A 12,851-nucleotide genomic window follows, 5' to 3' on the forward strand; every position below is an offset into this window, starting at 1 on the left:
CAATATGATACACGCTCAAATTTTTTTAATATTGAGCAGGTAATTCCGATAAATCTTTGCAGAAATTACAATAAATATATAGGTATTATTATTCTGATATTTTTTTATTGCCTTTCCTTTTTTCTTTGAACATCACCACAAAATTAGCCATAAGCAAAATAACAAACAATACCAAAAACATATAAAATGCCGAGCCTTTAAAATTAAAAATATATCCTAATCCAAAGGTGCATAAAAAGAGTACCAATAGGTTGTTTCCTTTTCTTTGTTCCATAGTTCTTAGGTTTATACATCAAATTTAATTAGAAATTATTAAATATAAAAGCCACGAAGACCATAATTTATGAAACATTTTTTAAGAGATATGACGGCAAAAAGATTTATTAGTTAGAATAAAAGTAGAGGGCTGCACGGATTATAGCGCAGCCCCTAGTTTATTTATATTACAACGCCCTGCCTTTATACACATTTGATTCCTCTTCGGGGTATAAATTCCCTGTGAAATTTATCCTGTTACTGTTGAAATTAGGACTGACGGTAGCACGGCACTGGTTTGTTCCTGCTGTCATCTGGAGTATAACATTCGCGGATACCCCTACGCCCTGTACCATCATTTCGAAGGTAATATTCCCTTTTTTATCGGTTTCCATTTTCACGCCCGATACAGTGCCGTCGACAGTGATACCGCCTATTCCGTTAGGACCTGCATACGGTGAATTGAAGGCCATTTGAATAGTAGCTTTATTATCATGCATGGAGATAAAATTCGTACTTGCATTTACATATACAAAACGTCCGTATTTGAAATCGATACGGTCTGCTTCAAGTACAAATTCCCTGTCGTTCAATGCCTGAACTGCTTTGTCTGCCCACAGTTTTTGTTCGGCTTGTTCCGCTGCGGCTTTCGCCGGGTCTTGTTGCGTTTTACATCCGGCAGATATCAACATTGCCGTGATGAATGTGAATATAATTTTTTTCATAACCTTGTTTTGAGGATAAAACAAAGTGGGATAGTAAAAGGTTTAGAAATCAGGCGAATAATGTTTCATGTATAATTTCGCCGACAGTAGGATGAGGGAATACAATCTTACGGAACTCATCTACAGTGAATCCTTTCTCAATGGCAATTCCGGCGATAACTATTAATTCCGAAGCCGGATTACCCAGCATATGGCAACCGATTATTTTATCATCTTCTGCTATAATCAGTTTGCACATGCCGTTTCCAAGTTCATTTTCGGCTACAAAACGTCCCGAATAGGCCATAGGCAGTTTCAGTACTTTATGGCTGATTCCTTTAGCTGACAGTTCTTCTTCTGTTTGTCCTACTCCTGCTATCTCGGGATTGGTATATACTACTCCCGGAATGGCTTTGTAACTCATATTGTCCGCTTTTCCGGCAATGTGGTTTATGGCTACTTCTCCTTCGCGTACAGCTGTGTGGGCCAGCAACGAATGCCCTGTGATATCGCCGCAGGCATATACAAACGGATGCGAGGTGCGCATAAACTCATCGACTTTCACTCCATTGCGGAACATTTCTATATTCAGCTTTTCCAGATTCAGCGTGGATGTTACCGGACGTCTGCCTGTGCTCAGTAGTATTTGTGCTGCCTCGACAGTGGATGGTTGTCCGTCTTTTTCTACTATTACGTGTCCGTCTTTTATTTCCGTAACTTTGGTATCGATGTGGAAGTCTATTCCCCTTTTAGTGTATTCGGCACGCAGCATGGCAGAAAGTTCCTTATCCATATTTCCGAGTATTTCCGGAAGCATTTCGATAACGCTTACTTTTACACCCAGACTATTGAAGAATGATGCAAACTCGATGCCTATAACGCCCCCGCCGATGATCGCAAGCGATTGAGGAACTTCTTTGTTGTCGAGTGCTTCTTTCGATGTCCAGTAGCCGCTTTCGTCGAGGCCTTTTATAGGTGGTATGATTGTTTCTGAGCCCGTACAGAGTAAAACATATTTAGTTTTATAAGTTTCGGTATCCGACGCTATAATGATATTCTGGTTTTCATCTTCACCCTCAAGGTGAGCTTCCTGATTGACTATTTCCACTTCATGTGCTGCTAGCCTTTGTTTAATCCCTGCCACGAGTTTACGCACCGTCTTTTGCTTACGTGCTATAATCTTGTTAAGATCGTAAGACGGTTGTCCTTCTACAGTGATTCCGTATTTTGCAGCACTCTTTGCACTGTCGAGGGTTTTGGCGGAATATAGTAGTGTTTTTGTTGGGATGCAACCCTCATTAAGGCATACGCCACCTAACGCGTTTTTCTCGAAAAGGATTGTTTTCATCCCGTTTGCCGCAGCTCTTTCTGCCGCAGTATAACCGGCAGGCCCCCCGCCGATAATCGCTATATCATATAATGTCATTTTTGTGGTATTTATGGTTTAATAATTAAGGTATATTTTAGTAAAGATAGTGTTTTATTCTTCGTAAATCATTTTCTTGGTCATCCCTCCGTCTATGACAATATTCTGTCCGTTGATGAAATTGTTTTCCGGTTGGCAAAGGAAAATACACATCCGTGCTATATCTTCGGGTACACCGACTCTGTTTGACGGATGTTGCTGGTGATCTACGGGGCGGAGCTCTCCATAATGCCCGGTATCGATCCAGCCCGGACTGATACAGTTGACCGTAATATTATACTTGCTCAGAGAGTTAGCCAGTGCATGTGTAAGAGAAACTATTCCTCCTTTTGAAGCGGCATATGCTTCTGAGTCGGGCTCGCTCATCAGATAGCGGGTAGAAGCCATATTGATAATGCGGCCATATTTTTTGCCTATTTTGCTTTTGGCCTTGTGCGATGCGAGTATTTTAGCTGTAATAAATACCGGACGCAGATTTGTGTCTAATACTTTCTCAAACTTCTCAACAGAAATATCTAGTATAGAGCCGAACCAACTCACCCCGGCATTATTTATCAGGATGTCAATATCTGCTTTTTGATTTAATACCGAAGTTATCGCATTCTCCAATTGGTCTTTATCCGATACATCAGTCTTGATGAAAGTACATTTATAATCTTTTAAATCATTACAAAGCTGTTTGCCTTCCTCATCATTGATATCACAGAAAAAAACATCGGCATTCTCTTTACAAAATGCAGTGACGATGCTTTTTCCTATTCCATTTGCTCCTCCGGTGATGAAGATTACTTTATCATTCAGTTTATTTTCCATTTGCAATCATATTGCTTATCTCATTGTTGAGTTCACTCCACTTATTTTCATAGATTTTAGCACCTATTCCTTCGATTACATTTGCAGCAAGCAACGTTCCTATTTTTCCGCATGTCTCTAAAGTGCAGTCATTTATTAGTCCGTAAATGAAGCCGGCAGCATAGAGGTCGCCGGCACCCGTTGTATCGACACAATTGACTTTATGGGCGGGAACAAAAACTTTTTCTTCGCCTTGCTGTATCCATGAGCCTTTCTCACCTGTCTTTACAATAGCGATATTCACCATTCCGGCTAATTCCGAAATGGCCTTCTCAGGTTCTGAGCCGAGCAAAGCTTTGGATTCTTCTTCATTCGCGAAAATAATATCGACGTATTCGGGGATGATTTCCAATAGGAAATCGCGATTTTCTTCTACCACGTTGTAGCTGGCCATATCCAACATAATTGTGGCACCCGCTTCTTTGGCCAGTATTATTGCTTTCTTTATCAGTTCATGGCTTTGCACCAGATACCCTTCGATGTAGAAATAATCATAGCCCGTGAAATCTTCTTTCTTTAACTCGCCGGCCTGTAGCAAAGCAGCTGCGCCGAGATAAGTACCGAAAGTGCGTTCTCCGTCTGTAGATATAAAGGTAGATGCTACGCCGGATGCTTCGTTTACTTCGGTTAAATGAGATTCTACATTATTTTTACGCAGGTCGTCCTTGTAATATGTGCCGTAGAAATCGGTACCGATGCGTCCGATAAATCCGGTTTGTATACCTAAATGCGCTAAGCCTATAATTGTGTTGGAAGCCGAACCACCCGAAACAATGCTTTTGTCTAGTTTATCGATTTCTTTCGAAATTATTTTCAATTTACTTTCATCGATAAGCTGCATACTGCCTTTCGGTAATCCGAGGAGTTCCAGTATATTATCGTTTTCTATAACGGCTAACACGTCTATAAGGGCGTTGCCCATACCAAGTACTTTTGTCATTCTTATTAAATTTTTTGCGTAAAGATATTGCATAATTCAGAAATAAGGCCTATTTTTGCGTCACTTTTAAAGGAAAACACTCTTCCTTAGCTCAGTCGGTTAGAGCATCTGACTGTTAATCAGAGGGTCCTTGGTTCAAGTCCAAGAGGAAGAGCAAGAAAATAAAGCAGTTATCAATCACGATAACTGCTTTTTATTTATTAATGGAAAATAGAGTATAGCATTACATGTTGTCTGTATATAAATAATATATTTTAAAGTGTGTACATTTCTTAAAACTTGTTATATTTGCATTTCCTGCAAGACAAAACCCGGGAGACAATAAAAATAATTATCTATACTATGATTAATAAAGCCAGATTGATGCAGTTTATATAAAAATCTGGTCTGATTGATTCCTGACAGGAGACTAACATAAAACACTAAAATAAATATCTAACCGATTCATATATGAAATCATACACATTGTTGCTTTTGGCCGTCGGATTTCTGTCCTTACCCTGCCATAGCCAGCTTAGCAGTCATCATTACCACCTGCGTTCAGGAGATACCCTTGTCAAACAACAGGTTGAATACCGCGATCCCGGACCCTCGGGCACCAACCGCCTTTGGGACTTCAGCAACCTGAAGACCCTGAATGAAGCCTATACCCTCAGTTATGAGTTGCCTCCTGTACAGGGCGACAGCATCTACATCTTAGGAGATAAACACTTCAGGAAAGATAAAACAGCAGAAAACGAACTGATCGTTGGCACAGAACACAACACGATGTATTATTACCATATGCATGGCGACAGCCTCTGCCAGACAGGTCATGAAAACCCTGCAGTAGAACTGAAATATACCCGTCCTGTATTGCATGTTACCTATCCTTTCAATTACGGGGATGCCGTAGTTTCGGATTACGAATCCAAAGGCCTTTATTCATCAACTATCCCCATCCATACACGGGGACAGGTAACAACCAAAGCCGATGCCTACGGTAAGCTTGTCCTTCCTACAGGCGACACCCTGGATCCAGTACTGAGATTAAAGACAGTGCAGACCATAGAGAATATACCGCAGGATAATGCAGTCAACACTCCCAATCAGGAAGTACGCCTTGTGGAGACCTGCCGCTGGTATAGCAAAGGTTACCGCTATCCGGTTTTCGAGACAGTCAGGAGCTTAAATCAGTCGGACAGCACAGAGGTTTTCTCCACCGCCTTTTTCTTTCCACCGCAGGATCATCTTTATCTGGATACCGATCCGGAGAATCTGGCTCTGTTGGAAGAGATGTGGGATATGGAAAATAAAGAAAAGCAACAACAGGAACAAGCAGTTGATAGCAAAACAGTAAAGCTTGAAGATATCCTCGAGTGCAGGATTTATCCCAATCCGGTAGAATCGGTTATGAATCTTGAATATGAGTTGAAGCAGGATGCGCAGGTATCCTTCGAACTATATTCTATGGACGGCATGCCAGTCAGGAGGACCAAGGCCGAAAGACAGGTCAAAGGTACATACCACCAGACGATCGACTGTTCGGTGTTGCATCCGAGAAATTATGTGTTGAGGATTACGGCTAATGGGATTACGGTTAATCAGGTGGTTATTAAAAAGTAAAATGAAGATGAAATACTATGAGAAAAATAATAACATGGATAATTATCCAGATAATATATATAATTCCGGTAAATGCTCAAGATTATATTCCTAAAGTTATACCATCCTCACCTCAATCTCAAATTTTTGAAAAATATGTAGAATATCCAGTAAATGAATATACAGGAACAGCAGAAATAAATATACCCTTATATGAAATAAAACTGAAAGATTTAGTCATACCTGTCAATTTATCTTATCATGCTTCGGGGATAAAATATGATCCTGAATGTTACTATATCACATCTGATGGAGTTAAGGACGCAAAAATAGATGGAGATGTAGGAGCTGGTTGGAGCTTAAGTGCCGGAGGAGCCAGAGTGACTCGCAAAATAAACGGAAAACCGGATAATAAATATTCGATGTTCAGTATGGTAAACTTTGATAATGAATCAAGGCAGTCAAAATTTAAAAGCGATCAGTATTTATCAAGATTATTCCATTCTAAAAACTATCCTGCTCCTTTATTTAGTGCGGTTAATAGTTATTTTGACTCTGAATATGACCTTTTTACTTATATGTTGTATAATAATAACGGTCATTTTATATTGGGACAAAATAGAAGTCCACAAATAATTGAAAAAAAGCCTCATAAAATATCAGTGAATAGTGCATACTCTGAAATTATCATTGATGATGATCAAGGTAATAAATATTATTTCGGAGGTACGGCAGCTAATATTGAAACAGTTGTAATAGATGGCAACACAGGGGAAAAGGAAAATTCGGCATGGGTCGCCTCTAAAATAGTTACTCCTTATAATGAAACAGTCAATTTCACATATCAGAGATATACAACTTTATCACGTTATTCAACGGGAGTGACTATAAATCAGGCTTATGCATATGCTAGCCATGTAGGCGTAACTCCATATAACGATGCCAGTATCAAACCTAATAGGCTAATTTATAATTCAATGTCAAAAATCTATTATGAAGAGTTGATGATATCAACTATAAATACTGATAATGAGACAATAACTTTTACAAGAGGAGCAAGTGGCTTACCTAAGAATATAGTTAACGAAATAACTATTAAAGATAAAAAAGGTGCATTAATAAAAAAGATAAAATTTGAGTATGATAAACCTACAATTTCAAGCTGGCATTGCCTTTTGAAAGAAGTAAAAGTAATGGATGCTGTAAATGTTGAAAAAAAATATACTCTGACATATTACGATCCCCCTATAAAAACGAACCTTACAGTTACATCAGATCAATGGGGTTATTATACAAATGAGGCAGCAAAAAATCCAAGTTCAGTAACATCTAAATACTTCCTTCATGATAAATTTAAGAATTATAATATATTATATTCAATAGATAAATACACAGAAGTAATGAGAAGTATTGGAGACTGGGCATCCTCAGAGGTTTCTAGTTACGCATTTGACAGGAAGAAAAATCTAAGACCGCATTATTTTTCTCTAAAAACAATAACATATCCTACTGGTGGCCGAACAGAATATATTTACGAACCCCATAAATGTTATTACGATAAATATGCTAAAACATATATAACAGGAGGAGGACAAAGGATAAAGAAGATAATTTCGACCGCTGATTCTAATAGTCCTCAACTAGTTACAGAATACAAATACGGCGAAGAAGAAAACGGTATAGGATATGAAAACCTTAAAATGACCGAAGCGCATTTTACAAATACCAGTGTATCAATATCGAAATTATACCAACCTTGTGGCGGATGTACACCGGGCTACAGATACGATGGTGTAAGAACCTTTGCTACCGATTTGATAGATTCTGATTATGGTGATTTCAGAGTTTATTATAATACAGTAACAAAATATACATATGAAGAAACTGAAAGTGGATATAATAGTAATGGGAAAATTATTTCAAGTTACAGTATACCACAACAATATGCCTCAGGTTCTATGAGTCTTGGTGGCCAAGTGGGAATAAGTTATTGGTCAAAATACGGCACTCCATATTACAAATTGAAAATAAATGAATATAAAATTGGATATCAACCAGTACTAACTAACCGAAAAATATTTAATAATCAAAATACTATCATAAAGGAAGAAATCTATACCTATAATCCAACTCCGAATAACAGTTATTTTGAGGGGATGAAGGTGGAACAGAAAGTAACATTTTCTGAAGGTTTTTATATAAATGAATCAATTAATCTATCAGATACATATAATGTATACAATCATGTTTCACAACTATACGATTATATCAAGTATAAAATTCATATGGGAACAGACTTGTTGGTAGCAAAGGAGATAAAAGAGAAAGAATATATAGTAAAAGAAACATATGAATATGACCAATTTAACAGGATAAAATTAACCACAAAAACAAGTAGTTCAGGTAAGAAGTTGACAAATGAAGTTTTTTACCCGTTATCAGGCTCACAATTGTATAGTAAAAATATGATGTCTACAGTTATAGAGTCTGTTCAAAAAATGGATAATCTGGAGACAAGCAGGATAAAAATTATTTATGATAACTCCGTTTTACCATCCTCTATTCAGTCATCCACTTCTGGCGTTTCAGATTTAAGAACAATCATTACGTATGACGAATATGATACAAAAGGCAATCTTTTACAATTTACGAGTCTTGACGGATTAATAACTACCTATCTATGGTCATTCAATAAGCTTTACCCGGTAGCAGAGATAAAGAACGCTACTTTAGCCGAAGTGGAAGCACAATTGGGCATGACAGCGGAAGCATTTTCAAATACCAACCCTCCAGATATGGCTAAATTGAATCTATTACGTAATAAGTTACCTAAAGCTTTTGTAACTATATTTAATTACCAGCCATTAGTGGGTGTAACTGATATTACTACCCCATCTGGATTAATAAATTATTACGAATACGACAGTTTCGGACGTCTGCTACGTACTAAAGATGTCAATGGCAAGACCGTTCAGGAATACAAGTATCATTATCAGAACCAGTAATCTACATACTATGAAAAAATATATCTTTTCTTTATATTTCTTATTATTATCTGTGGGATTATCGTCTCAAAGCAGTATAATCCTTAGCAGTGAGCATACACAAGGCGGTAGCGAGCTGGCCTGTCAGACCATCCAGCTCAAGCCGGGCTTTGTTTTTACAGCCGCAACAGGTAAATCCCTAACACTGAGTGTCAATCCCTCTACCTGTGACCCCTTCGCAGGCAAGAGCAGCTCCTTGAGTAGCAGTCAGAACTATATCCAGACCAAGACCTATACCAACGCCGAAGGCAGTCGCTACATGGAAAGCATCCAGTACTTCGACGGGCTGGGCCGTCCCGAACAGGTTGTTCAGCGCGGTATCACCCCTTCTGTAGCCGACCTGGTAAGCTATCAGCAATACGACGGCTTGGGGCGTGAAAGCAATAGCTGGCTACCGGCCGTGGTGCCGGGCAATAATGGAGCTTACCAGTCCTTCGCGAGTTTCAAGGAAAAAGCCCTTACCACTTACAATAAAGATTCAGCTTATTCCAAACCTGTATATGAACCTTCGCCCCTGAACCGCATCCGGGAACAATACGGTCCCGGTAAAGAATGGTATACAGGTAAAAAATCCGTCAGGACAGAATATCTGACCAATACCGCCAGCGGAGAATTATCCTGCGTATTGTTTAAGGTAACCGGCTCGGGAACATCCACAGGGCTTTCCAAAAGCAGTACACCTTATGCCGCCGGCGAGTTATATGTTACCAAATTATCAGACGAAGACGATAACATCACCTATGAATTTAAAGACAAGCTGGGACAGGTAGTCCTCACCCGCCAGATCAATGGAAGCGCACACGATACTTACTATGTATACGATGACTTTGGTAACTTGAGTTATGTGTTACCACCCCTGGCCGCCGATACCATCAATAAAGTTGGTGTTAAAGGCGAACTGATTGAACTGCTCGGATACCTCTACAAATACGACAACCGTAACCGTTGTGTCATAAAAAAGCTTCCCGGAGCGGATAGTATTTTCTACGTCTACGACAAGGCCGACCGCCTTATTTTCACCCAGGATGGAGAACAACGCCTCAAAGGAGAATGGGCATTCTCTATTCCTGATGCTTTCGGGCGTCCGGTGCTGACGGGAATATGTACAACCGTGAATAAGGCTACAATAAAAGCCGGACGTTTCGATAATTATATAATCAGGGCCGAATTTACCAGTTCAGGTACCCATCAGGGATACAACGTAAAGGTGGGCCAGACTGCCGGCTCGTTAAATACATTGAGTATAGAGAACCCTAAGATTCTGTCTGTCAATTATTACGATAACTATAATTTCCGTAGTATGGCTGAATTTTCGTCGACAGAAACCGAATACAAAGCCCAAAGCGGCTACGGCGTCTGCTATGGCGATCACCAGCCTGCAAACGCCTATAAAAGCAAAGGACTCCTTACCGGCACCCTAACCGCCCAGCAGCAATCCGACGGCACCCTATCGGGCACCTACCTGTACTCGGTGATGTACTACGATAACAAAGGGCAGCCCGTGCAGGTCAAATCCAACAACCATCTGGGGGGAACCGAAAAAGAGTACCTCGCCTACAACTTCACAGGCCAGCCGGTAAAGAAGATGCATGTACATGCCGCCACAGGCCAGACCACCCAGACAGAAACCTACAGCTACCTGTACGACCATGCCGGACGCCTAGTAGAAACCAAACATAAGCTGAACACAGGACCAGAAGTGGTTCTTGCATGGAACGAATACGACGAACAGGGCCGGCTCAAATCGAGCCAGAAAGCAGGCACTGCCAGCCTGAAATCCAATTATACCTACAACATACGCTCATGGACTAAGTCGATAACCAGCCCGTTGTTCAGCCAGACGCTTTTCTATAACGATAAAGTGACAGCCCACGCCTATTCCGATTCCGACTATAAGCGGTCTTTCAGCGGTAATATCTCGGGTATGGAGTGGAAAGCAGGCACAGAGGCCATGCGCAGCAACCGCTTCAAGTACGATGCCCTGTCCAGGCTTACACATTCTGCTTACAACGGGGTAACCATAGGAGGAAAATATAATGTAAATTATACCTATGATAAACAAGGTAATATCATGACCTTGCATAGGCGGGGTATGGCTACGGCATCTCTGGACAGTAACCAGTCGATAGATAACCTGACCATGAAGTATACCGGTAACCAGCTGATCAACGTAACCGACAATGCGCCCGATGTGACCAACGCGGCCTCTGCCGACTTCAAGGACAAGAAGGGTACAGGCATAGAATATACCTACAACAAAAACGGGGCGATGGTAAAAGATTTGAACAAGGGGATTACCCAAATCAAATATAATTCGTTAAATTTACCCCAATCTATAGAGATAGATAACCTCAATACCAAAGGGCGGATAAAATACACCTATTCGGCGGCAGGACAGAAACTGAAAGTAATCCACGAAAGCGATATCAACCTGCAGACAGCAACGATTATGGCAACCGCGCCTTTTGCAGCACAGGTAGAGCCAGACAAAACCACCGACTATGTAGGCAATAAAGTCTACGAAAACGGCAAGCTGAAACGCATACTGATAGACGGCGGCTATATAGAGGGCAGCGCTTACTACTTCTTTATGACCGACCATCTGGGTAACAACCGTGTAGTAGCCAATCAAAGAGGAACAGCCATACAGACCAACCATTATTATCCGTTCGGAATGGCCTATGCAGAGAACTCGACAACAGAACAGGGTAAGCAGCCTTATAAGTACAACGGTAAGGAATTGGATCAGCATCACCAGCTGAATATGTATGATTACTCGGCTAGGTTTTATGAGCCGGGGATAGGTAGGTTTAGTACGGTGGACCCATTGGCGGAAAAGTATTATAGTATTAGTCCATATGCGTATACAGCAAATAATCCAATTAAATTTATTGATCCTGATGGAAAACAAGTTGGTTTTCCTATTACTTCACCTTTAGGAAATAAAACACAAGTCAATCAAGCTTATCTTAATCAGAAATATCCATACGGAGCATCTATGGGTAAAAAAATAGAAGAGGCTTTGTATAATATGGCTCCTACAGCTGTTGGAATTTCTGTTGGTGGAAAAGCTGCCTTAGGAGCATTTGCAGAAGGGAAATTATCAATGTATATAGTAATTAAAGGAAAAGATAGTGGTCCTCAATTTTATGCTACAGGCTCAGTTGGTGTTGAGACGAATGTTGAATTATCTGCTAATGCTGTCGTAGAAACAGTACATGCGGAGAATGAGAATAGATTTAGAGGAAGTGATATGGAAGGTCCATCCACAGAAATATCATTGGATGTAGCAATGCCAACGTCTAAATTTGTAAGTGGAAGTGTTTCTAAAGCTCAATCGAAATCAAAACATGGTGGTAAAATAGATAATTATGGGGTCGGAGCATCTGTCGGAGTTGGTACAGATAAATTATTTGGGTCATTAGGTAAGATTTTTAAGAATATGACTGTAGGTGTTCAAGAAAATAACACAAAAGGTTTCAAAACTAATTCATATAAAGATGAAGAAAAAAAATAGTTTAATAAATTTTATAATATCTTTATTAATAATCTTATCCGTTATATATTTATATAATCATAGTGAAGAAGATATGGACAATAGACGTAAAAAAGAAGACTTAATGTATGCCGAAATGGAAACTACATCTAACCTATATAAAGGAAAAATTATATATAAAGGAATGAGTAAAGGATATGTAGGAACTACTCTTTTTCATTTATCAGATGGACAGAAAGTATCTATTTCTTCACTTACACGTAATTACGAGTTCTGTAATTGTGATATTGAAAGTTTTTTACATATAGGAGATTCTATATACAAACCTAGATCGTCAGATTCAATATATGTATATAGGGGAGATAGAATATACTATTTTATATTAGGTCAGGAAATAAATAACGATAAGAAGTAAACATGTTACTTTTGTTACCTTTTCCAATATTAATATAATTATTTAAATTTACCCCGTGCTATAGAGATAGCCAACCCGCAGACCAAAGGGCGGATAAAATACACGTACTCGGCAGGAGGTCAGAAACTGAAAGTA

At 39.5% G+C, this 12,851-nt stretch carries 8 protein-coding genes and 1 tRNA gene; 5 read left to right on the forward strand and 4 right to left on the reverse strand.

Features of this window, described 5'->3' with window-relative positions; translation table 11 throughout:
- Window positions 1-443: 443 nt before the first annotated feature.
- Genes K348_RS0112720 through K348_RS0112735 form a run of 4 tightly spaced genes read right to left on the reverse strand, consistent with a single transcriptional unit; the run spans window position 444 to window position 4,177 of the window.
- Entirely contained in the window at window positions 444-980 is a 537-nt protein-coding gene (locus K348_RS0112720) for a DUF4251 domain-containing protein (RefSeq protein WP_029905321.1), read from the reverse strand.
- A gap of 49 nt (window positions 981-1,029) precedes the next feature.
- Complete coding sequence (lpdA, locus tag K348_RS0112725) at window positions 1,030-2,385, reverse strand: dihydrolipoyl dehydrogenase (protein WP_029905322.1); 1,356 nt, start codon at window positions 2,383-2,385, stop codon at window positions 1,030-1,032.
- Between the two features lie 54 nt (window positions 2,386-2,439).
- On the reverse strand, window positions 2,440-3,198 hold the full coding sequence (locus K348_RS0112730) for an SDR family NAD(P)-dependent oxidoreductase (protein WP_029905323.1): 759 nt from the start codon (window positions 3,196-3,198) through the stop codon (window positions 2,440-2,442).
- A complete protein-coding gene (locus K348_RS0112735; RefSeq protein WP_029905324.1) occupies window positions 3,188-4,177 on the reverse strand; it encodes an adenosine kinase in 990 nt (329 codons plus the stop codon). The genes K348_RS0112730 and K348_RS0112735 overlap by 11 nt, the downstream gene beginning before the upstream one ends.
- A gap of 80 nt (window positions 4,178-4,257) precedes the next feature.
- On the opposite strand from K348_RS0112735, the gene K348_RS0112740 reads away from it, so the two are divergent.
- The 5 genes from K348_RS0112740 (at window position 4,258) to K348_RS0112760 (ending at window position 12,716) form a co-directional block, all read left to right on the forward strand.
- Window positions 4,258-4,331: transfer RNA gene (locus K348_RS0112740), tRNA-Asn, on the forward strand.
- Window positions 4,332-4,627: 296 nt separating this feature from the next.
- Window positions 4,628-5,782, forward strand: coding sequence for a T9SS type A sorting domain-containing protein (locus tag K348_RS0112745; RefSeq protein WP_029905325.1), 1,155 nt, complete (start codon window positions 4,628-4,630; stop codon window positions 5,780-5,782).
- A 17-nt stretch (window positions 5,783-5,799) separates the two neighbouring features.
- The gene (locus K348_RS0112750) at window positions 5,800-8,766 is read left to right on the forward strand and encodes a hypothetical protein (RefSeq protein WP_029905326.1); all 2,967 of its coding nucleotides are present in this window, start codon (window positions 5,800-5,802) and stop codon (window positions 8,764-8,766) included.
- 10 nt (window positions 8,767-8,776) lie between these two features.
- A complete protein-coding gene (locus K348_RS0112755; protein ID WP_197027659.1) occupies window positions 8,777-12,322 on the forward strand; it encodes a DUF6443 domain-containing protein in 3,546 nt (1,181 codons plus the stop codon).
- 73 nt (window positions 12,323-12,395) lie between these two features.
- Window positions 12,396-12,716 (forward strand): hypothetical protein, encoded by a 321-nt coding sequence (locus tag K348_RS0112760; RefSeq protein WP_156032878.1) that lies wholly within the window; start codon window positions 12,396-12,398, stop codon window positions 12,714-12,716.
- Window positions 12,717-12,851: the final 135 nt, after the last annotated feature.

It is taken from the genome of Prevotella sp. 10(H), from assembly GCF_000711235.1.
In the GTDB taxonomy this organism is placed as follows: Bacteria; Bacteroidota; Bacteroidia; order Bacteroidales; family Dysgonomonadaceae; genus Dysgonomonas.